This window comes from Dryocola sharpae (assembly GCF_051307055.1).
Taxonomy (GTDB): Bacteria; Pseudomonadota; Gammaproteobacteria; order Enterobacterales; family Enterobacteriaceae; genus Dryocola.
Window position 1 is genome coordinate 2,358,749 of sequence record NZ_CP149994.1, and the last position, 24,388, is coordinate 2,383,136.

General features: G+C 58.4%; 19 protein-coding genes. 6 read left to right on the forward strand and 13 right to left on the reverse strand.

Going from position 1 to position 24,388, the window contains the following annotated elements; translation table 11 throughout:
- Positions 1-118: 118 nt before the first annotated feature.
- The gene (locus WLO31_RS11395) at positions 119-1,510 is read right to left on the reverse strand and encodes a NarK family nitrate/nitrite MFS transporter (protein ID WP_435926711.1); all 1,392 of its coding nucleotides are present in this window, start codon (positions 1,508-1,510) and stop codon (positions 119-121) included.
- Positions 1,511-1,824: 314 nt separating this feature from the next.
- Here WLO31_RS11395 and narX point away from each other — a divergent pair, with 314 nt between their 5' ends.
- Complete coding sequence (gene narX, locus WLO31_RS11400) at positions 1,825-3,621, forward strand: nitrate/nitrite two-component system sensor histidine kinase NarX (RefSeq protein WP_435926712.1); 1,797 nt, start codon at positions 1,825-1,827, stop codon at positions 3,619-3,621.
- Positions 3,614-4,270 carry a two-component system response regulator NarL gene (gene narL / locus WLO31_RS11405; protein WP_167607390.1) on the forward strand — a complete coding sequence of 219 codons (657 nt, stop codon included), beginning with the start codon at positions 3,614-3,616 and terminating at the stop codon, positions 4,268-4,270. The genes narX and narL overlap by 8 nt, the downstream gene beginning before the upstream one ends.
- On the opposite strand, the gene WLO31_RS11410 is transcribed toward narL, so the two are convergent.
- Positions 4,267-5,679, reverse strand: a complete 1,413-nt coding sequence (locus WLO31_RS11410; protein ID WP_435926713.1) for a YchO/YchP family invasin — start codon at positions 5,677-5,679, stop codon at positions 4,267-4,269. The two genes, narL and WLO31_RS11410, sit on opposite strands and share 4 nt — an antisense overlap.
- A 74-nt stretch (positions 5,680-5,753) precedes the next feature.
- Here WLO31_RS11410 and WLO31_RS11415 point away from each other — a divergent pair, with 74 nt between their 5' ends.
- On the forward strand, positions 5,754-6,305 hold the full coding sequence (locus WLO31_RS11415; protein WP_435926715.1) for a YbhB/YbcL family Raf kinase inhibitor-like protein: 552 nt from the start codon (positions 5,754-5,756) through the stop codon (positions 6,303-6,305).
- Here the strand turns inward: WLO31_RS11415 and WLO31_RS11420 are convergent.
- From WLO31_RS11420 to WLO31_RS11445, 6 genes are all read right to left on the reverse strand, one after another.
- On the reverse strand, positions 6,282-8,879 hold the full coding sequence (locus tag WLO31_RS11420; protein ID WP_435926716.1) for a nitrate reductase: 2,598 nt from the start codon (positions 8,877-8,879) through the stop codon (positions 6,282-6,284). The two genes, WLO31_RS11415 and WLO31_RS11420, sit on opposite strands and share 24 nt — an antisense overlap.
- Positions 8,876-12,943: a nitrite reductase large subunit NirB gene (gene nirB, locus WLO31_RS11425; RefSeq protein ID WP_435926717.1), complete on the reverse strand. Its 4,068-nt coding sequence runs from the start codon at positions 12,941-12,943 to the stop codon at positions 8,876-8,878. The genes WLO31_RS11420 and nirB overlap by 4 nt, the downstream gene beginning before the upstream one ends.
- A gap of 10 nt (positions 12,944-12,953) precedes the next feature.
- Positions 12,954-13,742, reverse strand: coding sequence for an ABC transporter ATP-binding protein (locus tag WLO31_RS11430; RefSeq protein ID WP_435926718.1), 789 nt, complete (start codon positions 13,740-13,742; stop codon positions 12,954-12,956).
- A gap of 10 nt (positions 13,743-13,752) precedes the next feature.
- The gene (gene ntrB / locus WLO31_RS11435; RefSeq protein WP_435926719.1) at positions 13,753-14,637 is read right to left on the reverse strand and encodes a nitrate ABC transporter permease; all 885 of its coding nucleotides are present in this window, start codon (positions 14,635-14,637) and stop codon (positions 13,753-13,755) included.
- Between the two features lie 9 nt (positions 14,638-14,646).
- The gene (locus WLO31_RS11440) at positions 14,647-15,897 is read right to left on the reverse strand and encodes a CmpA/NrtA family ABC transporter substrate-binding protein (protein ID WP_435926720.1); all 1,251 of its coding nucleotides are present in this window, start codon (positions 15,895-15,897) and stop codon (positions 14,647-14,649) included.
- A gap of 244 nt (positions 15,898-16,141) precedes the next feature.
- The gene (locus WLO31_RS11445; RefSeq protein WP_435926721.1) at positions 16,142-17,338 is read right to left on the reverse strand and encodes a nitrate- and nitrite sensing domain-containing protein; all 1,197 of its coding nucleotides are present in this window, start codon (positions 17,336-17,338) and stop codon (positions 16,142-16,144) included.
- 74 nt (positions 17,339-17,412) lie between these two features.
- Here WLO31_RS11445 and WLO31_RS11450 point away from each other — a divergent pair, with 74 nt between their 5' ends.
- The gene (locus WLO31_RS11450; RefSeq protein WP_435926722.1) at positions 17,413-17,766 is read left to right on the forward strand and encodes a DsrE/DsrF/TusD sulfur relay family protein; all 354 of its coding nucleotides are present in this window, start codon (positions 17,413-17,415) and stop codon (positions 17,764-17,766) included.
- Between the two features lie 104 nt (positions 17,767-17,870).
- Positions 17,871-19,658, forward strand: a complete 1,788-nt coding sequence (locus WLO31_RS11455; protein WP_435926723.1) for a methyl-accepting chemotaxis protein — start codon at positions 17,871-17,873, stop codon at positions 19,656-19,658.
- Between the two features lie 29 nt (positions 19,659-19,687).
- Here WLO31_RS11455 and WLO31_RS11460 read toward each other — a convergent pair whose 3' ends face one another.
- Positions 19,688-20,386, reverse strand: coding sequence for a gamma-glutamylcyclotransferase (locus WLO31_RS11460; RefSeq protein ID WP_435926724.1), 699 nt, complete (start codon positions 20,384-20,386; stop codon positions 19,688-19,690).
- Positions 20,387-20,602: 216 nt separating this feature from the next.
- Positions 20,603-20,833, reverse strand: a complete 231-nt coding sequence (gene chaB / locus WLO31_RS11465) for a putative cation transport regulator ChaB (protein WP_435926725.1) — start codon at positions 20,831-20,833, stop codon at positions 20,603-20,605.
- Positions 20,834-21,113: 280 nt separating this feature from the next.
- Here chaB and chaA point away from each other — a divergent pair, with 280 nt between their 5' ends.
- Complete coding sequence (chaA, locus tag WLO31_RS11470; protein WP_435926726.1) at positions 21,114-22,217, forward strand: sodium-potassium/proton antiporter ChaA; 1,104 nt, start codon at positions 21,114-21,116, stop codon at positions 22,215-22,217.
- A gap of 68 nt (positions 22,218-22,285) precedes the next feature.
- Here the strand turns inward: chaA and kdsA are convergent, their stop codons facing one another.
- Genes kdsA through WLO31_RS11485 form a run of 3 tightly spaced genes read right to left on the reverse strand, consistent with a single transcriptional unit; the run spans position 22,286 to position 24,383 of the window.
- Positions 22,286-23,140: a 3-deoxy-8-phosphooctulonate synthase gene (kdsA, locus tag WLO31_RS11475; protein ID WP_435926727.1), complete on the reverse strand. Its 855-nt coding sequence runs from the start codon at positions 23,138-23,140 to the stop codon at positions 22,286-22,288.
- 41 nt (positions 23,141-23,181) lie between these two features.
- The gene (gene sirB1 / locus WLO31_RS11480) at positions 23,182-23,991 is read right to left on the reverse strand and encodes an invasion regulator SirB1 (RefSeq protein ID WP_435926728.1); all 810 of its coding nucleotides are present in this window, start codon (positions 23,989-23,991) and stop codon (positions 23,182-23,184) included.
- Positions 23,988-24,383 carry a SirB2 family protein gene (locus tag WLO31_RS11485; RefSeq protein ID WP_435926729.1) on the reverse strand — a complete coding sequence of 132 codons (396 nt, stop codon included), beginning with the start codon at positions 24,381-24,383 and terminating at the stop codon, positions 23,988-23,990. Before WLO31_RS11485 ends, sirB1 begins: the two co-directional genes overlap by 4 nt.
- Positions 24,384-24,388 lie beyond the last annotated feature (5 nt).

Here is a 24,388-nt window from a genome sequence, read left to right on the forward strand (position 1 = left end):
CCTGCAGACCACGTGGGTAAAGTGTGACGCAAACCAGTTTTTTAGTATGTTGTAACTAAAAAAGAATGAAAAAAAGCGCAGCCGAAGCCGCGCAAGGGATAACCAAAAGGTCAACCGGTTATCGGGATGATTTACGGCCGTAGACAGCCCAGGTAATCACCACGCAAACTATGTAAAACACCACGAAGACTTTCATCGCGCCCGCCGGAGAGCCGGTCAGCGTCAGTGAAGTCCCGAATGCTTTAGGGATAAAGAACCCGCCTACTGCGCCAATCGCCGAGATAAAGCCCAGCGCCGCTGCGGTGTCCGTTGCCGCTTCACGCATCGCCTGCTCCTGCGTACCTCCTTCAGCTTTCACCCGCTCCATAGTGAGCTTGCGGAAGATAACGGAGATCATCTGGAAGGTAGAGCCGCTGCCCAGACCGGCCGTCAGGAACAGCATCAGGAACACGCCAAAGAAGGCGATGAAGTTTCCGCCCACGCCATCGTGCGGCAGCGTGGTAAACAGCAGCACGCTGAACACAGCCATAAACACAAAGTTTATCAGCGAGACTTTCGTGCCGCCCCAGCGGTCAGAGATGGCGCCGCCGGCAGAACGCGCCAGCGCGCCAAACAGCGGGCCAAAGAAGGCGAAGTGCAGGATATCCACATCAGGGAACTGGGTTTTGGACAGCATGGCAAAACCGGCAGAGAAACCGATAAACGAGCCGAAGGTGGCCAGGTACAGCAGCCCCATGATCCACAGGTGGGCGCGTTTAAGCACCGGTAGCTGTGCACGCAAAGACGCTTTTGACGCGGAGAGATCGTTCATGCCGAACCAGGCAGCGAGGGTAAGAACCGCAAGGAAAGGCACCCAAATCCACGCGGCGTTTTCCAGGAACAGCATGGTGCCATCTGCCTGGGCCACGCCGGTGCCGCCAAAGACGGCAAACATGGAGAGCGAAATCACTAGCGGGGCAACGAGCTGCATGACGCTTACGCCGAGATTACCCATCCCGCCGTTAATCCCCAGCGCCCCGCCCTGTTTTGATTTCGGGAAGAAGAAGCTGATATTTGCCATGCTGGAGGCAAAGTTCGCCCCGGCGAAGCCGCACAGCAGCGAAATGGTAATGAAGGTGCTAAATGGCGTAGTGGTATCCTGCACCGCAAAGCCCAGCCAGACGCAGGGAATAATCAGAATGCCGGTGCTAAAGGCGGTCCAGCGGCGACCGCCAAAAATGGGCACCATGAAAGAGTAAGGCACGCGCAGCAGCGCGCCGGATACCGAAGGCAACGCCGTCAGCATAAACAGTTGATCGGTCGTAAAGGTAAAGCCGACTTTATTCAGATTGACCGCAACCGCGCTAAACAACATCCAGACGCAAAACGCCAGCAGGAGGCTCGGAACCGAGATCCACAGATTGCGGCTGGCAATTTGATGACCGCGGCTTTGCCAGAATTGTGGCTCGTCAGGACGCCAGTCCGTGATTAACGCCCCTGATTTCTGCGCGTTGGCGGATGACTGAGACATAAACACCTCAAGGTTTGTGTGAGTAATTGCGGTCACATTAGGGAGTATTGCTGTTTCTAATTTGATGCAAATCAAGGGATAACCGAACAAAATAGCGGCCAGAAATTAACCATGATTCTTTGTGAGTAACGCCGACGCGCAAAAAAAACGAGGTTTTTCACAAGACTGGTGCAAGTTATGCTTACCCTTTACGGGGGTTATGCCACCTATGGCAATTAAGGGGTAATCACAAGGGGGTATGGGTATACTCCAGAGGATAGCTGAGAATGTCCCTCTGTTTTTACTATAAAGCCGTATCCGGAGCGCGCTCGTTTATGTTGAAACGCCTGTTTTCCCCCTTAACCCTGGTCAACCAGCTCGCGCTTATTCTGCTGGTGCTGGCGGCGTTAGGTATTGTGGGAATGAGCCTTGCCAGCTTGCTTGCACAGGGGATTCAGGGTAACGCCCACGCCATCAATAAGGCCGGATCGCTGCGTATGCAAAGCTATCGCCTGCTGGCCGCCATTCCGCTTACCGCAAAAGATAACGCCCTGTTCAACGAGATGGAGCAAACCACCTGGAGTAAGGATTTGCAGCAGGCGGCGCGCCGTGACGGTCAACAGGCGCAGCTGAACGAGATTCAGCATTACTGGCGCGACACGCTCGGGCCCGCGATGAAAAACGCAAAAAATGCGCAGCAGGTGACGCCGCACATCGCGCAGTTTGTGGGCCGTATCGACCAGCTGGTGAGCTCGTTCGACAAAACCACGGAGCTTCGCCTTCATCGCGTCATCCTTCTGCAGCAGGGCATGGTGGCGTTAATGGGGCTGCTGCTGGTATTTACCGTCGTCTGGCTGCGCAAGCGCCTGCTTCGTCCCTGGCGGCAGCTGCTGAACATGGCTTTTGCTGTCGCGCAAAAAGATTTCACCCATCGGGTGAATATCAGCGGCCGCAACGAAATGGCGACGCTTGGTATAGCCTTCAACAGCATGTCTGCGGAGCTGGCCGAAAGTTACGCCGGGCTTGAACAACGCGTGCGGGAAAAAACAGCCGGCCTTGAACAAAAGAATCAGATCCTCTCTTTTCTTTACCAGGCAAACCGCCGTCTTCATTCCCAGGCACCGCTATGCCAGCGGCTTTCCCCGGTATTAAGCGAACTGCAAAAGCTTACGCCGCTGCGCGACATCGAGCTGCGCGTTTATGAATACGAAGATGAAGAAAACTATGACGAATATACCTATCAGCCGGACAGCAGCTGCGAGGAACGGGGCTGCCACCTCTGCCCGCGCGAACAGGCGCCTGAGCCGGTTGAAACCACCGCGCTGAAGTGGCGGTTAACCGATAACCATATTCACTATGGCCTGGTGCTGGCGCAGCTGCCGGTGGGCAGCAGCCTCACAGGCGACCAACAGCAGCTGATCTTAACGCTGATTGAACAGCTTACCGCGACGCTCGCGCTGGAAAGACAGTATGAGCATCAGCAGCAGTTGGTGGTGATGGAAGAGCGTTCCGCCATCGCCCGCGAGCTACACGACTCCATTGCCCAGTCGCTCTCCTGCCTGAAAATGCAGGTCAGCTGCCTGCAAATGCAAGGCGAAAATCTGCCTGAACAAAGCCGCGATTTGCTCAGGCAGATGCGTAACGAGCTGAATACCTCATGGCGACAGCTGCGCGAGTTACTGACCACCTTCCGTCTGCAGCTGATTGAGCCAGGGCTGCGGCCAGCCCTTGAATCAAGCTGCCTGGAATTCAGTGAAAAACTCGGTTTTGCGGTGGCGCTGGACTATCAGCTGCCGCCACGCCTGGTGCCGTCGCATCAGGCGATTCATCTGGTGCAAATCGCCCGCGAAGCGTTAAACAACAGCTTCAAACATGCCCAGGCCTCGGCGTGCGGGGTGAATGTCGTGCGCCAGGAGAAGCAGGTTAAACTCACCGTATGGGACAACGGCCGCGGTATTCCGGGTGACGGAGAGCGGCGCAACCATTACGGCCTTATTATTATGCGAGACCGTGCGCAAAGCCTGAAAGGGGATTGCCAGATACGGACTCGCGCAGGCGGCGGCACTGAAGTGGTCGTCAGTTTTATGCCCGAAGCGCATTTGTCTTCTGCCACAGGAGTAAATAATGAGTAGCCCGAACCCGGAAGCAGCAACCATATTGCTGATAGACGATCACCCGATGCTACGGAGCGGCGTCAAACAGTTAATCAGCATGGCGCCGGAGCTGGCGGTTGTCGGTGAAGCCGGAGACGGCGCTCAGGGCGTGCAGCTGGCGGAATCTCTGGATCCGGATCTGATCCTGCTCGATTTGAATATGCCTGGTATGAACGGCCTGGAGACGCTCGACTGCCTGCGTGAGAAACCCCTCTCCGGGCGCATTGTGGTGTTTAGCGTATCAAATCATGAAGAAGATGTGGTTACCGCGCTAAAACGTGGGGCTGACGGCTATCTGCTAAAAGATATGGAGCCGGAAGACCTGCTTAAAGCGCTGCAGCAGGCGGCGGCTGGTGAAATGGTGCTAAGCGAAGCGCTAACGCCGGTGCTGGCGGCAAGCCTGCGCGCCAATCGCGCAACGACCGATCGCGACGTGAATCAGTTAACGCCACGCGAACGCGATATTCTGAAGCTTATCGCCCAGGGCCTGCCGAACAAAATGATCGCCCGCCGTCTGGATATCACCGAAAGCACCGTCAAGGTGCATGTGAAACACCTGCTGAAAAAAATGAAGCTTAAATCCCGCGTTGAGGCGGCGGTCTGGGTGCATCAGGAACGCATCTTCTAAGGTGATACGCCCGCTTCCGGTAGCAGATCGTAACGTGGATCTTCTGCCGGATCCACCAGCAGCGGCTCCGCCTGTTTCAGGGTGATCCAGTTCGACGTCGCTTTTTGTCCTTTATCATCCTCAATCGTTACCGACAGACGCCAGACGTTCGCGACCCCCTCTCGCCCTGCCGGCACGATCACGCTCCAGCCCTCCGCGCTGCGGTTATTCGGCGGCGGCGTCAGGCTAAGCGCCTGCGTATCGCCCTGCCAGGTAATCTGGCGGATCCCATGACGCGCCCGAACCTGAAGCTTAAGCAGTACCGTTTCCCCGGCATGCAGCTCCCAGGGCGGCGTCGCCAGGAAGACGGATAACGTTTTTCGCTGGCGGTACTCCATCACCGGTAAGTCGCTGCGTTCGACGCTGTCATAGCGGCTGCCGCGCAGTGAACTGGTCGTGGCCACTTCGCCTGCGGAGAGCTGTTTTCCCAGCGGGACGCCAAAACGGTAGTTGAGTTTCAGACCGAGATTTTCCTGCGCCACGCCGCTTTCGCCCTGCTTATGCTGAGCGGTTATCGTCACCAGCGGAACCGGCGTGTAGTTCAGCCCCATGGTTACCGCGACCGGGTTACGGTAGCCCGTGCCGCTGTCGAACAGATCAACGCGGTCACCAAAATATTGCTCCAGGCTGACGCTGGTAAAAATATGCCGGTAGAACGGCAGCCAGGCCTGGGCGGTAACGTCGTAACCCCGCGCCAGACGCTGTTCCAGCGTCTCTGTTTCGCCCTGCCAGCCGTTAAGCGGCTGATAATAGTTAGCCGACAGACGCAGGTATTCTCCCCAGGCTTCGGCGCCGAAGCCGGCGCGCTGGAGGTTGCTGGCAAGCTGGCTGTCATAAAAGGTGTTGTAGCCCAGCAGCCATGTTCCCGCCACCCAGCGCTGCCCGGCGCCGAGATTTCCCACCAGCCCGTCATCCTGCTGGGTAAAGCCCACCTGGCTCCAGGTCAGATAGCGATTGTTATCGGCCCACGGCGTAAACATCGAGCCGCTGCTGCCGTTCCAGTTACCGCGCTCATCCACCTTCAGGTTAAAGCTGGTTTTGCCCCAGGGAGAGAGCAGCGATTCCGCCTCGTCAGTTACTTTATCAGTCAGCACGTCGCGCAGGCTGGTAAAAGCGAAAAGACGCGCCTGTTCCCCGGCGTCCAGGCCGTTATCGATCATGCTGGCCTCGCCAAACTGCTTCGCCAGCTCGGCAATGTGTTTGGCCGCGGCGTCCGTTTCCGGGGCAATTCCCATATCGGGCAGTTCATTCGGCGCGGCGGTAAAAGGCGTTGATGCTTGTTCGATAAACGTCTGGCGGGTACCGGCAGCTCCTCCGGTGCAGAGGAGTGCGTAAGAAAGAGTAAACAGCGGCACGGATTTTCTTAACATGCGGAAATTATAACATATCGCATTTCCTGATTTCAGCGCTACGCTTAAAGCTCCTGCCTTTTGAGCGTTCAACTATGAAAACCTCGCTACGCTGTTTATCCGCCGCTCTGCTGTGCGGCTGTTTTGCGGCACAGGCCGAAGGGCTGTTTATGCTTCAGTCTCCCGACTTTGCTGATAACGCTATGCTGCATAAAAAATATGCCGGGAATGCGAAGGATAATCCTAACTGTACCGGTAAAAATATTTCCCCCGCGATGGTGTGGAGTAATGCCCCTGCCGCTACGCAAAGCTACGCCCTGATAGTCCACGATCCTGAAGGCGCAAAAGGCCTCGGAGTGACCCACCTTGTTGCTTACAATATTCCCGCAAGCATGACGGGCTTTGCCGCCAACGAGCTGCGCGACGGTAAAGGTTTCACCGGCGGTAAAAATACGCCCGGCACCCGAGCGTATTATGGTCCCTGTCCGCCGCCGGGCAGCGGCGCGCATCATTATACCTGGACGCTTATCGCCACCAACTTACGTGCGGACGCCCTTCCGGCAGGGTTGACCCGTGAGCAACTGTTCGAAAAACTAAAAGATCATGCGCTGGCGGCGGCCGGTTTAATTGGCCGTTTTGGTCAGTAGCGCCCGCAGCTCAGGAATGCAGGAGCCGCAGTTTGTTCCGCACTGCAGTTTCTCCCCCAGCATCGTTACGGACCGGCACCCCGTAGCGATTGCCGCAAGGATTGTTTTTTCGCCCACGCCAAAGCAGCTGCATAGCGTTTTCCCCGCATCGGTTACCGCGCCGGGCGCTTTCCCCGCCAGTAAAAGATGCCGTTCAGCGGCCGTCGGCGGGCCCTCTGCAAACGCCGCCAGCACGGCGCTATTGTTAATCTCCGGCCAGCTTTTCCCGGCGTAAAAAGCCAGCTGCAGCTCTCCTTCCCGCCATGCCAGCAGATGATAAAACTGCCCGTCTCCACAGGCGGTTTGTAACTGCCAGCCGCGCCCTGCGGCCAGCGTTTCAAGCCAGGCATCAGGCGCACAGTCTGCGGCGCACAAAAAATGTTGTACGCCAGGGGATGCCTGCCGCCACCACTGCATATCCCCGGCAAAAGCGATGGTGTCCCGGGCGAAGATCTCTCCCTGCCATGCAGGCTGCCAGCGCTGAAGACGCACCGCCGTTTGCTTGCTTTCCGGCTGCCCGGAATGCGGGTCGCATACATCTGCGACCAGGCTATTCGTCTGCCCCTTACGGGCAAACCTCTGGCTCCAGTGCATAGGTACAAATACGCAGCCCGCCTGTTGCTCTGCGCTAACCTGCGCTCGCGCCACCATTCCCCCTCGTCGTGAGGCAATGCGCACCAGCGCAGCATCCTGAATACCGTAGCGCCGCGCGTCAGAAGGATGGATTTCGAGATACGGCATGTTGCTATGCTGCATTAGCCGCGCCACGCCGCCGGTTCGCGTCATGGTATGCCACTGATCGCGGATGCGCCCGGTATTGAGAATAAGCGGATAACAGCGATCCGCAACGGCCTGCGGTAACTCAGGCTCAACCGGCACAAGCTGGAATTTGCCGCTTGCTCGCCAGCTTTTAAACGCCGTTTCTCCCGTGGGCGTGACAGGCCAGCGCACGGGTTCCATCGCGTCATATTGCTCACGGCTCAGGCTTGCCAGCCCGCTGATGTCAAACGCCCGCGATCCGTCATTTTCATATCCCGACAGCGCCGCGTGCTCGCAGAAAATCTCCTGCGGATGCTGCCAGCTAAACGCGTCGCCGTAGCCAAGCCGCTGAGCGATTTGTGAGACGATCCACCAGTCGGCGCGCGCTTCGCCCGGCGCAGGTAAAAATGAACGCTGTCTGGAGATGCGCCGCTCAGAGTTGGTTACCGTGCCGTTTTTTTCGCCCCACGAGAGAGCGGGGAAACGCACGTTCGCATAGCGCCCGGTATCGGTATGTCGGGCTACGTCGGAGACAATCACCAGCGGGCATTTTGCCAGCGCCTGCTCCACACGAGCTGCATCAGGAAGCGATACCACCGGATTGGTGCCCATGATCCACACGGCCTTCACCTCGCCGCGGCCAATCGCCGCAAACAGCTCCACCGCCATTAATCCCGGCGTTTCGGCTATCCGCTCGCTGCCCCAGAACCGCCCAAGCCTTGCGATATCCGCCGGTGCAAAATTCATATGGCAGGCAAGCTGGTTAGCAAGGCCGCCCACTTCCCGCCCGCCCATCGCATTTGGCTGTCCGGTCAGCGAAAAGGGGCCGCATCCGGCGCGCGCCAGTTTTCCACTCGCCAGATGCACGTTGATAATGGCGTTGCACTTATCGCTGCCGCTCGACGACTGGTTTATACCCATGGTGTAGAGCGTCATGGCGCGGTCGGCTTCGGCGAACCATTGCCAGAAAGTCTGCACCGCACCGGCTGCAAGCTGGCAAAAATCGGCGCATTTTGTAAGCGGCCACCCGCTTGCTACGGCAAGCGCTTCAGCCTGCCCGTCGAACCGCTCCGCTGCCAGCGGCTGGCGGAAATGAAGATCGTTCAGCAGCCCGACGAACAGCCCGGCATCGCTGCCCGGCCGTAACGCAAGGTGCAAATCGGCAATGTCGCAGGTGGCGGTGCGTCTCGGATCGATAACCACCACTTTCATCTGCGGACGCCGCTGTTTTGCCTGCGCCAGGCGCTGATAGAGCACAGGATGCGCCCACGCGGCGTTAGATCCCACCAGCACCACCAGGTCCGTCTGCTCAAGATCCTCATAGCTGCACGGCACCGCATCGGCGCCGAAGGCACGCCTGTACCCCACCACCGCCGACGACATGCACAGGCGCGAATTGGTATCGATATTGGCCGAGCCGATAAATCCCTTCATCAGCTTATTGGCAGCGTAATAATCTTCGGTCAGCAGCTGTCCGGAAGCGTAGAACGCCACGGCCTGCGGGCCAAACTCATCGATGATTGCCCGCAGCCGCTGAGCGGTATGCGCAAGCGCTGTATCCCATTCCACGCGTTCGCCGTTAATTTCCGGATAGAGCAAACGTCCTTCCAGATCTAAGGTTTCCCCAAGCGCCGCCCCTTTCACGCACAAACGCCCGAAGTTCGCAGGATGCTGTTTATCCCCGCTAACCTCATAGCGCCCGGTTTGCGTTTGCCGGACTTCCACGCCGCACCCTACGCCGCAGTAGGGGCAGGTAGAGCGCACAGGGGCATTCATGATGCCTCCGCACGCAGAATAAGCGCCTGGCTTCCCACCCACACGGTGCCCTGCTCTACTTTTACCGGCCAGGCGCGAACGGCCAGCTCCCCGCCCTGGGTGCGCCCGTCGCGCAGACGAATGCGATGTTTATAGAGCGGAGAAATGACGACCGGCTCACCGGATACGTCGCCTACGATGCCGCGGGAAAGTACGTTGGCGCTGCTGCCCGGCTCAAGGTTATCCAGCGCGTAAATAGCGTCGCCGAAGCGGAACAATGCGATTTGCTGCTCGCCTAAACGCGCGCCGATCCCCGCCTGCGCCGGGATAGCACTGATATCGCATACCGCCTGCCAGGGTTTTGCCGGCGTCTGCGCCGGCTGATGCACAACGTCGTTAACGGGCTGGAGCTGTCCGCGTAAGGTCTGACGCTGTACGGCTTCGTCCGGCTGGTCGCTGTTCACATAAGAGCGGAACAGCGCCAGGCGGTCCGGGCTGTTGAGCGTGGTTTGCCATTCGCACTGGTAAGTCGCCACCACGCCCGCCATCTCTTTTTCCAGCTCGTCCCCAAGACCCAGGCTGTCGTTAAGCACCACTTCGCGCAGGTAGTCAATGCCGCCTTCCAGATTATCCATCCAGGTGCTGGTCCGCTGCAGGCGGTCGGCGGTGCGGATATAGAACATCAGAAAGCGGTCGACGGTGCGGATCAGCGTTTCACGATCAAGATCGCTGGCGAACAGGTCCGCATGGCGCGGTTTCATGCCGCCGTTGCCGCAGACGTACAGGTTCCAGCCTTTGTCGGTGGCAATCACCCCAACGTCTTTGCTCTGGGCTTCCGCGCATTCGCGGGTGCAGCCGGAAACCGCCATTTTGATTTTATGCGGCGAACGCAGGCCCTTGTAGCGATTCTCCAGCTCGATGGCGAGGCCGGTCGAATCCTGCACGCCATAGCGGCACCATGTCGAACCCACGCAGGATTTCACCGTGCGCAGCGATTTCCCGTAGGCGTGACCGGTTTCAAAACCGGCCGCCACCAGCTCTTCCCAGATGACAGGAAGCTGTTCCAGCCGGGCGCCGAAGAGATCGATACGCTGTCCGCCGGTGATTTTGCTGTACAGCTGGTAACGTTTCGCCACCTGGCCGATGGCAATCAGCCCGTCCGGCGTGATTTCTCCGGCGGCGACACGCGGCACAACCGAGTAAGTGCCATCCTTCTGGATGTTGGCGAAGTAGCGGTCGTTGGTGTCCTGCAGCGGCAGATGCGCGGGCTTGAGCAAATACTCGTTCCAGCACGAGGCCAGCACCGAAGCCGCCAGCGGCTTACAGATTTCGCAGCCGTGCCCGCGGCCGTAACGGTTGATAAGCTGCTCAAACGTGCGGAGGTGATTGACGCGCACCAGGTGATAGATCTCCTGCCGCGAGTACGGGAAATGTTCGCAGATATCCTTTTTCACCTCCACGCCCTGCTCCTGCAGCTGGTATTCCATGACCTGTTTGACGAGCGCAGAACAGCCGCCGCAGCCGGTCGCCGCTTTGGTGCAGGCTTTAATCGCCCCCATGTCGCCCGCGCCGCCGCTTACCGCCGCGCAAATATCGGCTTTGAATACGTTATGGCAGGAGCAAATCTGCGCGCTGTCCGGCAGCGCCGCCACGCCCAGCCCTTTCGGCGCGCCGCCTGCGGAAGCGGGCAAAATCAGGTTTTCCGGCTGCGCTGGCAACGCCATGCCGTTAAGCATCATTTGCAGAAGCTGGGCATATTCGCTGCTGTCGCCCACCAGCACGCCGCCGAGCAGCGTTTTGTTATCCGCCGAGACGACAATCTTTTTATAGATTTGCTGCGGCCCGTTGCTCCATTGATAGCTCTGGCTACCGGGCGTGCGGCCATGGGCGTCGCCGAAGGAGGCCACTTCGACGCCAAGCAGCTTAAGTCTGGTGCTCATGTCCGCGCCGCGGAACGCTGATTCCTGCCCGGCAAGGGTTGCCGCCGCCACGCGCGCCATCTGATAGCCGGGCGCCACCAGGCCAAAAATTTCCCCTTCCCACAGAGCGCATTCGCCGATGGCGAAAATTGCGCTATCGCTGGTCTGGCAGCCGTCGTTAATAACAATGCCGCCGCGTTCGCCAAGAGCGAGATCGCTGGCGCGCGCCAGCGCGTCCTGCGGGCGGATCCCGGCGGAGAAGACGATTAAGTCAGCCTGCAGCGCTTCCCCGTCGGCAAAATTAAGCTGTAACCCTTCCGCTTCGGTGATGGCGGTTGTGGCTTTGCTGGTATGCACCTGCACGCCGATCGCAGAGATTTTCTCGCGCAGCATGGCCGCCCCGGCGTTATCCAGCTGCACCGCCATCAGATTTGGCGCGAACTCAACCACGTGCGTTTCCAGGCCAAGCTGTTTTAGCGCGTTCGCCGCCTCCAGGCCCAGCAGCCCGCCGCCGATCACCACTCCGCGTTTGCTGTCGCGCGCGCGTTCCGCGATGGCGTCCAGATCGTCCAGCGTGCGGTAGACAAAGCAGCCCGGCAGGTCGTTACCCGGCACCGGAGGCACGAACGGGAACGAGCCGGTAGCGAGCACCAGTTTATCCCAGTACGTTTCGTGCCCGTCGCTGTCGCGCACCAGACGCTGCTGCCTGTCTATTTCAACAATTCTGCTGTTACAGCGCAGTTCGATGCCGTGCTCGTTAAAGAAATCGCCCTGCACCATGGAGAGCGACTCCGCGCTGCGTCCGGCGAAATATTCCGAGAGATGAACGCGATCGTATGCCGGATGCCGCTCTTCGCCGAAGACCACAATATGGAAGCTTTTGTGCAGCTGCAGCGCCACGCACTGCTCCAGAAAGTGGTGCCCGACCATGCCGTGCCCAATCACTACCAGCGTTGATTTTGTCATGTCGTCATTTCCGGCAGCCAGCGGCTGCTCCTCAGAGTGGAATTCATCAAACAGCACGGCGGGCGTGACGGGCGCCGCGCTGAGTAAGGTGTTGGTTAAAGCGTTTGCCGATCGGATATCGCCCATCAGCAGGGCGCCCACCAGCCGATTGCCGCGTAAATGCAGGCAGCGGTAATGCCGGGAAAGCGGGTCAAAGGAGGTAAGAACACGTGTTTCAGGTTGTTCGCTGAGATCGCCTGCGGAAAAAAGAGGAATACCGCTGACCTTGAGGCGCGTGCCTCGCTCCTGATAACGAAAATCGGTTGTTGCGGCCCCGGCCAGGCGGGCGGCTAAAACATCAGCCTGTTGCAGGCAAGGCGCGACCAGCCCCCAGGTTTGCCCGTCGATTTCACAGCATTCACCCAAAGCGCTAACGTGCGGCAATGAGCTGCGCAACTGTGCGTCCACGGTAATACCGCGCGAACATGGAACGCCCGCCTGCTGCGCCAGTGCGATATTTGGCTTCACGCCGGTGGCGATAATCACGCGTCCTGCGGGCAGCACGTTGCCGTTGCTCAGCGCGACGCTGTCCCCATCAATGCGATCTATGCTGCAATTTAGCCGGCAGGCGATGCCGCGCCCGGTCAGAGATTGCTCAAGGAGCGCGCCCGCCCGCTGGTTAAGCTGGATATCCATCAGCCAGGCCTTGCGATGAACAAGCGTGACGCGCACGCCGCGTGCATGCAGCGCTGCCGCCGCTTCCACGCCAAGCAAACCGCCGCCGAGCACCACGGCATCGCCTTTGCCGCTGAGGATCGCCTCCACATCTTCCAGCGTGCGAAAACCGTGTACGTGAGAAAGGTGATGCCCGTCAATGGGCGGAATAAATGGCAGCGACCCGGTTGCGAACACCAGCTCGTCATACGCCATCGAGCGTTTAGCCGTGCGCAAAATTTTGCGCGAGCAGTCGACCTCCAGCACCGCTTCGCCCGTCCTCAACTCAACGCCGTGGGAAACATACCAGGCGGCGTCATGCAGCTGCGTGGCGTCAGCCGGTTTTTCCCCCGCCAGCACCGGCGAGAGCAGAATACGGTTGTAGCTGAGCGTCGGCTCTTCGCCGAAAACGGTGATGGCAAAGCGACCAGCGGCACGCGCCAGCAGCTGCTCGACCAGGCGTATTGCCGCCATGCCGTTGCCGATAACGATCAGACGTCGCTGCATGGTCGGCTCCTCAGGCGGCCCGGGGCTGCTTTTCGTACAGGAAGCGCAGCACCTGCTGGCGCAGATGGTGGTAGCGGCCGTCTTCGGCAAGCTCGATGCGGTTACGCGGGCGCGGCAGATCGACATGCAGCGTTTCGCCAACCGTCGCCGCCGGGCCGTTGGTCATCATCAGCACGCGGTCGGAAAGCAGTACCGCCTCTTCCACATCGTGGGTGATAAGCACGATGGTGGTCTGCAGCTCCTGCTGGATATGCATCACCGCGTCCTGCAAATGGGCGCGGGTCAGCGCATCCAGCGCGCCGAACGGCTCATCCATCAGCAGCACTTTCGGCTTCATCGCCAGCGCGCGGGCGATGCCTGTGCGCTGCTTCATGCCGCCTGAGATTTCGCCGGGTCGTTTATCAATCGCGTGCCCCATCTGCACGCGCTCCAGATTGTGGATGATCCACTCCCGGCGCTCGGCGCGGTTCATGGTGCGGCGAAAGACCTGATCCACCGCCAGCGCCACGTTTTCAAAACAGGTCATCCACGGCAGCAATGAGTGGTTCTGGAACACGACCGCGCGTTCCGGACCTGGCCCCGCAATCTCCCGGTTATCGCACAGCAGCCCGCCTTCTGAGGGCAGCGTGATGCCCGCAATCAGGTTGAGCAGCGTTGATTTGCCGCAGCCGGAGTGGCCAATCAGGCTGATGGTTTCCCCCTGCGCAATATCAAAGCTGACGTTGCTGAGCGCTAAAAACTCGCCGCTGGCGGTGGCAAAACGCTGGCTGACGTTCTGAACCTGGATAATTTTTTTCATGATTTTCCCCTTATTTTTCCTGCCAGCTAAAACGACGCGCCAGCAGCATCAAGCCCTGTTCGAGCAGCAGCCCGACGACGCCGATGATCACAATCGCAATCAGGATGTTTTCGACGTTGAGGTTGTTCCACTCGTTCCAGATCCAAAAGCCGATGCCGAGGCCGCCGGTGAGCATTTCCGCCGCGACGATGACCAGCCAGGCGATACCGATCGACAGGCGCACGCCGGTGAGCACCGCCGGCAGCACGGCCGGGAACAGAATGCGGCGCATCACCGTCCATTCGGAGAGTTTCAGCACGCGCGCCACGTTGAGATAATCCTCCGGGATGCGCCTCACCCCTTCGGCGGTGTTGATGACCATCGGCCAGATGGAGCAGATAAAGATCGTCCAGCCCGAAGCCGGCTCCGCCTTCTGGAACAGCAGCAGGCCAATCGGCAGCCAGGCCAGCGGGCTGACCGGACGCAAAAGCGCGACAAGCGGGTTAAACATTCTGGCGAGGAAGGTGAAGCGGCCGATTAAAAAGCCCGCCGGGATGCCGACGATGGCCGCCAGGCCAAACCCCACGGCAACGCGCTGCAGTGAAGCGAGGACGTTCCAGCCGATCCCCTGGTCGTTCGGCCCGGCGTTGTAGAACGGATCCGCAAACAGGGTAATGGCGGCCTCCAGCGTGCTAAGCGGCGTTGGAAAACCTTTGCTGTTTAGCGCGGCGATTTGCCAGGCCACAATCAGCAACCCCATGCCGAGCACGGCGGGTACGAGACGCTGGAAAATGCTCAGGCTTAGCCGCCGCCATTGCGGTCTGCGGCGACGTACCCTGACCGGCGGTAATGCAATCACTTTCCCGACCGGGGCGCTCAGCTCAGCGGCTGAGGTTTTCTGGGCCTGTAGATTCATGATTCCCCCTTAACGTTTAATGGCGAAACTGGCGGCGTAGGCGGCAGGATCGCTGCCGTTCCAGGTGCTGCCGTCCATTAGCCTGCTGCTGCGCAGGTGGCTGGCAGGCACGGCAACGTTGCCCACGGCGGCGGCGGCCTGCCGGTAGACATCAATACGGTTAATGCGCTGAGCAATAGCGAGATAGTCCGGGTCGTGGTCCAGCAATCCCCAGCGGCGGTGCTGCGTCAGGAACCACATGCCGTCGGAAAGCCACGGGAAGGTGACTTCGCCGTCGCGGAAAAACTGCATGCCGTGGCCGTCCTGCCATTTTTTGCCGAGGCCGTTGTCGTACTGTCCGAGCATGCGCCCGGTGAGGTAATCGGCCTTAGTATTGAGGTATGCCCGTCCGGCCAGCACGCTGGCGGTTTCACGACGGTTGTCGTCGTTCGCATCAATCCAGCGCGAGGCTTCAAGCACGGCCGCCACCAGCGCGCGGGCGGTATTCGGGTTTTGCTCAACCCAGGCGCTGCGCGTGCCGAGGATTTTTTCAGGATGATCCGGCCAGATGGACTGCGAAGTTGCCGCCGTATAGCCGATGCCGTCGTGAATGGCGCGCTGGTTCCACGGCTCGCCCACGCAAAAGCCAACCATGTTGCCGATGCGCATGTTCATCACCATCTGCGGCGGCGGCACGACGACGGTGCGCACATCGTTGAACGGGTGAATACCCGCGTTCGCCAGCCAGTAGTAAAGCCACATCGCGTGGGTGCCGGTCGGGAAGGTATGGGCGAAGGTAAAGGTTCCCGGCGCGTTGCCGGCGATAAGATTTTTCAGGCCTGCGGCATCGGCCACGCCCTGTTTCCCCAGATCCATCGAGAGTGAAATCGCCTGACCGTTGTTGTTGAGCGTCATCAGGTTAGCCATGGACTGCTGTTTGCCCGCGATGCCCATCTCCAGCCCGTAAACCAGGCCATATAAAACGTGGGCCGCGTCCAGCTCGCCGGAAACCATTTTGTCGCGCACCGCCGCCCAGCTTGCTTCTTTGCTCGGCACAATCGTGATGCCATATTTCCTGTCAAAGCCTTTGACCGACGCCATGACGATGGAGGCGCAGTCGGTCAGCGGAATAAAGCCGACTTTCACCCGTGCCTGTTCCGGCCCGTCGCTTCCCGCGGCCCAGGCGGCATTCATCACCCCCGGCAGTAAATATGCGCCGCCCAGCGCGGCTCCCGCCTGTAGCAACCGGCGGCGCGAGATAGCTATGGTTTTCTCACTCATCGGCTTCCTCCTGAAAAAGGTAAAAAAAAAGCGCCCGTCAATGTGGGTAAGCACATTGAAGGACACCTTTGTCCTGCCAGCTTCGCACCGCCATTGGCGCAATGCTGGAGAAATGGAAATTAACTCAGTAAGAAACAGTGCAACTCGCGTGCCAGGTTAAAAAGCGCCTGAAACAGGGGAAACCGGGCTAAAAAGAAAGTGATACGCACCACAAAAAAGCACGCCGTGCCCGCAGACCGTGCAGCTACTCCTTTATGGGTAAATGCCAGATATCGGCCACGGTGAGCATCGCGCCCGCCACCTCCACCATCCTTTTATTCTGGTTCATCGCCATTTTACGCAGCGCCTGCCAGGCCTGTTCCTCGCTGTACCCCTGGTGGCGAATCAGCAACGCTTTGGCTTTCTCGATGACCTTACGCTCCTCAAGCGTTGCCTGAAGCGAAGCCAGCTGCCGGGCCATGGTTTCCAGCTGTTGCGCCTGCTGGCGTACCAGCGGCAGGAGATGGCGATCGAGATAGCGCTCGCCGTCGTTGCTGGCGTGACCTGCCACCCAGTTCCCGACTTCGGTTTCGCTAAGCGGCGCTTCCTGCAGCAGCTGCCCGAGCGCCTGCTGCGCCTGCGTAATGACGAGCTCAATCAGCTTTTCTTCGACCTTTCTTAGCGCATCGATTCTGGCGGTCAACAGGGTAAACCATCTCAGCGCAAGGTCCGGCGGCGCCCCTGCTACGCCCGGCCGCGTGCAAGCCAGCCGCCTGAGCCGTTCCGTCTCCCGGCACGGTTCACCGCTGGTCTGATAGTGCTCCCGCAGCGGCCCATCGACCATGCTGCAAAAGGCGTCAAAGCAGCGCTGCTGGCTGTCTATGCGGTCCACCAGCTGCTGACGCAACGCGTCGCTGAAGCTCCCCTGCGTGAAGCCGAGTGCGCCAAGCGCCCGCTCCTGGCCTGCGAACTCTTTGCCCTGCATGAAGCTGAACAGCGCCGCCAGCGAACGAGCGACACCGGCGTTATCCACGGCGTTGCTGGTTTCGGGCACGATGCTGAGCAAATGGCGCAGCGCGCAATTGAACTGCTCCATCGCTTCAGGCGGGGTGATTTGTCGTGCGGAGATTTTTTCGCGCAGCGAGGGCAACAGTTCCAGGTAGTGCAACGCACAGGCGAGGCTAACGAACAGCGCGCTGCCGGGAAGGTAATCCGGCCGGGCGATAGCCTGCCTGAAAAGCGCCGTTTCGCGATCGACATCCTGCGCGCAAGCCTGCCTCTCGCCCCCGAACAGGCCGCCCGCAGAACAAAGCCAGATGTTGGAAGCGCCGCGCTCGCGCTGTAGCATATGGGCGAGACCGGCTACCCGTTCGGTAAGCTGCCCGATTTGCAGAATATCCTGCAGCTGTTCACGTCCACGGGTGCGGGCGACCAGCAGAAAGTCGCGGGCGGTGGGGATCATAAAATGCTCCTGCACGGCAAAATGGTATCTTTGGCTTAAGCAAAAGTCGTGCCTTATGGCACAAAGGAGAAAGAATGCAGAAAATAGTGATTATCGCCAACGGGGCTGCTTACGGCAGCGAGTCTTTGTTTAACAGCCTGCGTCTGGCCATAGCGCTGCGTGAGCAGCCGCAGCCGCCGGAGCTGAAGCTTTTTTTGATGTCCGATGCGGTCACCGCAGGGTTACGCGGCCAGAAACCGGCGGAAGGCTACAACGTTCAACAGATGCTGGAGATCCTTACCGCGCAGGATGTGCCGGTGAAATTATGCAAAACCTGCGCCGACGGACGCGGCATTACGGCGCTGCCGCTGGCTGATGGCGTTGCTATCGGCACGCTGGTCGAACTGGCGGAGTGGACGCTGAATGCCGATAAAGTATTAACATTCTAATAATTGCCGCGCAGTAATATTTTTTTCTTATACTCTTCCCTGCGCCATCAAGTTCCTGCTGTGTTTGCCGATAGTTTCCGAAAATAACACAGCAGGAAAACATCATGTTCAGGTCAATACGCGCTCGAATTATTTGTGTGACGGCAGGCTGTCTGATTGTCGCCCTTCTCCTCAACACCATTATTAACTACCGGGTCACGCGCGCGGACAATCAGCAATCCATTGAGGAGTCGCTGAAAAGCACCAGCGAAAGCCACACCGTTGCCATCGCCGACTGGGTGAACGGCAAAATGGCGGTTATTCGTTCTCTGGAGGGCGTGGCATTAACAGAAGATCCGGTGCCCGTATTCCGCCAGCTTGCTGCTGCAGGCGGCTTTACCAACGTTTATGTCGGCTATGCCAGCAAGACGGCAAAGTTCTCCGATCCAACCGGTGTTCCCGCCGACTATGACCCAACGATTCGTCCGTGGTATCAGCAGGCGTTAAAAGAGAACGCCCCTATCGTGACCGCGCCGTATGTTGACGCCGGAACAGGAAAACTGGTGGTGACCTTCGCGATGCCGGTTTCTGAAAACGGCGAGCTGAAAGCGGTGGTTGCGGGGGATGTGGCGATGGACAGCGTTGTCGCTAACGTGCGCAGTATCCACCCGACGGCCAACAGCAGCGGGATGCTGGTTGACGGCGACGGCTCGGTTATCGCGGCATTAGATCCCGCATTAACCCTCAAACCCTTTAGTGACGCGGTCACGGGCGCAAGCTTCGATCGGCTGCTGGCGGACGGCCATCGGGCTACGGGCAGCATGAACAATAAAACCAAGCAGCTGCTTGCCACGCCTGTGCCGGGCACGCACTGGTTCCTGATCGTCGCGCTGGATAATGACGATGCCACATTCGGGATGCGTGCGTTGCTGAAGGCGTCGGCCATCGCGCTGGTCGCGCTGGTGCTTATCTCTGGCGCGGTGGTGCATCTACTGGTGGCAACCGTACTTAAACGACTGAGCACCATTCGTGATGCGATGCACGCCATCAGCTCCGGCACTAACGATCTGTCCCGGCGTCTACCGGAAGTGGGGAATGATGAGGTCGCGCAAATCGCCCACGCGTTTAACGCCTTCAGCGACAAACTGTCGGTGGTAATGGCGCAGCTGCGCGATGCCAGCGCGTCGGTAAAAGTCGCCGCTAACGAGATTGCCGCCGGAAATCAGGATCTCTCCGGGCGCACCGAGCAAGCCGCCTCCAGCCTGCGTGAAACCGCCAGCGCCGTGGAGCAGATCACCGCCTCGGTTGCTAACTCTACCGAAGCCGCGGTGCAGGCCAACATTCAGACCACCAGCGCCAGCGAAGCCGCAGAACGCGGCGGGCGCGTCGTTTCGCAGGTTATCTCCACCATGGAGGCTATCGAAACCGCCTCCGGGAAAATTGGCGACATCACGGGCGTTATCGACGGCATCGCTTTTCAGACCAATATCCTGGCGCTGAACGCGTCGGTTGAAGCCGCGCGCGCGGGGGAACAGGGTCGTGGATTCGCCGTGGTTGCCGGAGAGGTGCGTAACCTCGCGCAGCGCAGCGCGCAGGCCGCGAAAGAGATCAAAATGTTGATCGATTCCACGACGCAAAGCGTGGCGAACGGCTCGAAGTATGTGCGCCAGGCCGGGGAAGCAATGAACGATATCGTCACCAGCGTGGGCAGCGTTTCCGGCATCATGCGCGAAATCACAATATCCACCAGCGAACAGATGAAGGGCATTCAGGAGATTAACCACGCGGTGACGCACCTCGATAATATGGTGCAGCAGAATGCGGAGCTGGTGGTGCAGTCTGCCGCCGCTGCGGGCGCGTTACAGAGCCAGGCTGGCGAACTGGCGGAAACCGCGGGGCATTTTCGCATTTAGTAAAAAACCCGCTCCGGCGGGTTTATTTATCAGGCGAATCCAGGCTGGAAGCTTCCGCCCTCTTCCTGCGGCTTTTGCAGCCGGGCACGGACCTGGCTTACCAGCTCATCAAGGCAGTCGTCATGCATGCCGTGTTTTTTCAGTTCGGTTTCAAGCAAGAACAGATACTGCGCGTTGGTGCCCAGCGGGCCGCTGGCGGCGGCGATAAGCGGCGCAATGGTTTGGGCGCGGGTATCGGCCTCGTACAATGGATGGCGGGGATCCATGATGAACACCAGCGCATTAACGCTGCGGCCATCGTCGAGCGCCAGCCTGCACCAGGTGGGCAGATAGCAGCCGGTTATCATTTCGCGCTTCCACACCAGCGCCAGCTCTTCTTCAAGCAGCGCTTCCGGCAGGCGGTAGGCAAGGCCGGTTGTTCGCCCGCCTTCTTTCAGCGCCAGCATTCGTCCAGGCTGACAGGCCGTGCCGCGCCCGGCGGTAAGGCGCAGGCAGAACGCCCGGTGCCAGCCCACCAGCGTGCCGGGGGCTGATTCATCAAATTCGAAGGCCGGGTTCCACATCAAGGAGCCGTAGCCAAATAGCCAGACCGGGCTGGGATCGGGTCGACAGGCAAGGGTCGCCGCAAGGGAAGCTGAACGCTGTTCGGGCGTCCAGAGTAACGATTCTTCGATAGAACCAAAAGCCGTCTTACAATCCGCATTGATTAAGAAATCGCGCGTTAACACCCTGCACCTCCGCCACCGCATACTTCCCTGTGACTACGCCAACTGCGCCTTCCCGGCTTTTGACCGCTCATTTATAAAGCAGCATACCGGTGACGATAAGCAATTAGCGAGGCGCTGGCAAGTTTGATAACCATCGCAGAACGGTAAAAGGCCATTTCACCTGCCGGACGCAGAACCGGTGAACGGAATAAGCCGCTCTGTCCGGGCGGCTTACGGCTACTTTTTCTTATGCCATTTATCATCATCGCCTTTCTGGTACTGATGCTTCACGGCAGCCCAGGCGACTTTGTGGGCCGTCTCTTCCCGGCCGGCATCGCCTTTGCGGTCCTCTTTATCCTTATACTCATCCCAGGCGCTGTTGAACGCCTCTTTGTAGATGTCCTGCGCATGGGCAGGCAAAACATTTTGTACGCTGTCCGGCAGTTCGCTTTTGCTTTTATAAGGCATAGATTAATCTCCTTAATGGGTGACTCTTAAGTGTGAAACAAAGCGCCCGGCACCGCCAATAATTCAATATTATTAAAGTAAGATAAACACAACCTGTTGTTTATAAATCACTTAAATCCAATAAAATTTTTTTCAACGACATTCAAGCGATAGCCATGCAAAAGCCGTAAAAGTAAGTAAATATCTCCACTAATAAAGCCTTTTTTGCTATTTTAGCGTGGTAAAAAAGCCCAACGAAATCCAATAAATAGCTTTTCAATTGCGCATATGGAGAATCTTAATGCCAAAAACACAACATGATGCGGTTAAAACCCGCCATAAGGAGAGTTCCCTCATTTTCCCGGTGCTGGCACTGGCCGTACTGGCGTTATGGGGCACCAGCCAGTCTTTGCCGGTGGTAGTCGGGATTAACGTTCTGGCGTTAGTGGCTATTTTAAGCAGCGCCTTTAGCGTAGTACGCCATGCCGATGTGCTGGCACACCGTTTAGGTGAACCTTACGGCTCTTTAATTCTCAGCCTTTCCGTTGTTATCCTTGAAGTCAGTTTAATCTCCGCGCTCATGGCTACCGGCGATGCCGCGCCCACGCTGATGCGCGATACGCTTTACTCCATTATTATGATTGTTACCGGCGGCCTGGTAGGCTTCTCGCTGCTGCTTGGCGGGCGCAAATTCGCCACCCAGTACATGAATCTGTTTGGCATTAAGCAGTACCTGATAGCGCTGTTCCCGCTGGCGGTGATCGTGCTGGTATTTCCTACCGCCCTGCCGGAAGGCAATTTCAGCGTTGGCCAGTCGCTGATGGTGGCCGGGATTTCCGCTGCCATGTACGGCGTCTTCCTGTTGATCCAGACCAAAACGCACCAGAGCCTGTTCGTCTACGAGCACGAAGATGAAGCGGATGACGATAACCCGCATCACGGTAAGCCCTCCGCACACAGCAGCACCTGGCATGCTATCTGGCTGATCGTGCACCTGGTCGCCGTTATCGCCGTGACGAAAATGAATGCCGGCCCGCTGGAATCATTGCTGGGCACGCTTAATGCGCCGGCACAGTTCACGGGCTTCCTTGTCGCGCTGCTGATCCTCTCACCCGAAGGGCTGGGGGCGCTGAAAGCGGTGCTGAGCAATCAGGTGCAGCGCGCCATGAACCTGTTCTTCGGCTCGGTGCTGGCGACAATTTCCCTGACGGTTCCTGCGGTAACGCTGATTGCGATGCTGACGGACAACGAGCTGATTTTCGGCCTCGGCAAGCCGGAGGTGGTGGTCATGCTCACCTCGCTGGTGCTGTGCCAGATCTCCTTCTCAACCGGGCGCACCAACGTGCTTAACGGCACCGCGCACCTCGTGCTGTTCGCCGCCTACCTGATGACGATATTTGCCTGACGCTCGCCGGATACAAAAAAGCCCTTATCTTGCGATAAGGGCTTTTTGCATTGCGCGGTTAAAGAAGCTTAGTGGCTGGTATCCAGCGGCTCAAAACCTTTCACCAGATCGTCAATCGCTTTGATCTGTTTTAAGAACGGCTCAAGTTTTGCCAGCGGCAGCGCGGACGGGCCGTCGCAGCGCGCGTTATCCGGATCCGGATGCGCTTCAATAAACAGGCCCGCAAGGCCGGTCGCCATACCGGCGCGGGCCAGTTCGGTCACCTGAGCGCGACGACCGCTGGACGCAGCGCCAAACGGGTCGCGGCACTGCAGGGCGTGGGTCACATCAAAGATCACCGGCGCGCCGCCAGAAACCTGTTTCATCACGCCAAAGCCCAGCATGTCGACAACCAGGTTGTCGTAACCGAAGTTTGCCCCGCGGTCGCACAGAATAATCTGGTCGTTGCCGCCTTCATGGAATTTATCAACGATGTTGCCCATCTGGCCCGGGCTTACGAACTGCGGTTTTTTTACGTTGATCACAGCGCCCGTTTTCGCCATCGCTTCAACCAGATCGGTCTGACGGGCGAGGAAGGCTGGCAGCTGAATCACGTCCACCACGTCGGCAACCGGCTGCGCCTGGCTTGCTTCATGAACGTCGGTGATGATTTTCACGCCGAAGGTCTGTTTCAGCTCCTGGAAAATCTTCATACCTTCTTCAAGACCCGGCCCGCGGTAAGAGTGAATGGATGAACGGTTGGCTTTATCAAACGATGCCTTGAACACGTAAGGGATGCCCAGCTTCTGCGTAACGGTGACGTAATGCTCACAGATACGCATCGCGAGATCGCGCGATTCCAGCACGTTCATGCCGCCAAACAGCACAAACGGCAGGTCGTTTGCGACGTTGATATCGCCAATGCTAACCACTTTTTGTTCCATCTTTCAGATCGCCTTATCAGGTGTGAATCAAAAATTTTGCGTTAATGCAGGATGACCTGCTTATGCGAAATCGAGTTAATTTGCGCTTTAATCATTTCGCTAATCGGATCTTCCGGGCACTGCTCAACAAAATAGCTTAGATCGTTGAGCGCCACGTGCTCGCAATCAAGCTGCGCATAGATAAGACCACGATCGCGGATTTCATACGGATCTTCCGGATTGAACTGGAGCAAGGCTTCGCTGGCGCGAAGCGCCAGCTCCATCTGCCGCTCTTCCATCAGTGCGGATTTTAGCGTGTCCAGCAGCTTGCGGATAACCTCGGCGTTATCAGACTCATCCAGATCTTCTTCAAAAAGCTCGGCGGTCGGATTGATATTGCCCTTCAGCCACACGTCAAGCGTATGCTCGTCGAGGGTGTCGCCGTTAAACGGGTTAATGAGCCACATCTCCCCGTCCATCCAGTCGCCGCGCAGTATAAGCTGCGTTGGGAAGATGACCGGCATTAAAGGAATATCCAGACGTTCGGCAATCCACAGTAAAATCGCTCCCAGGGAAACGGCGCTGCCCTGGCGCTTTTTCAGCACGTTATCCAGCCACAGGGCGTCCGACAGACGATACACGCCGCCGGCGTCTTTAAATCCCCATTCGCCGTAAAACAGCTCGAGAAGTTTTTCTAACTGCCGATCGGCATGATCGGCTTCGCAGATGTCTTCACGGGCCTGGCTGACCAGCCGTTCGAGCTGCACTCGCACTTCCGCTTCCGGAAAATCTTCGCGTATCAGCTGCGAGACTAAAATCATGCCTTCGCACAGCGGTGCCTGATTAAATTCGAAATCGGCTAACGACCTCATACAAACCCCAATAACGGTATTTTTGTGGTGGCGAGTTTAACGATGATGTAGAGCACCACCAGCGCCAACAGAAAGGCGAACCACCGTACCTGTTGGCTGCGCGGGCGTCGGCCAAGCACGATAAAACCCAAAACGATGTAGATGATAACGCCAAATAGTTTTTCCGTCAGCCATGCGCCCTGCGGCGTAAACGGATAAAAATGCGTAATCATCACCAGTGCAACGCCGCTGCCCAGCAGGAGGGTGTCGTTCACATGCGGTACGATGCGTACCCAGCGCTTGTGCGACAGGGCAGAATCACGGTACTGCCACCAGTAGCGTAAAATAAACAGACTCACGGAAATGAAGACTGTCAAAATGTGCAAATGTTTGACTGCAAAGTAAGTTGCCAACCGTT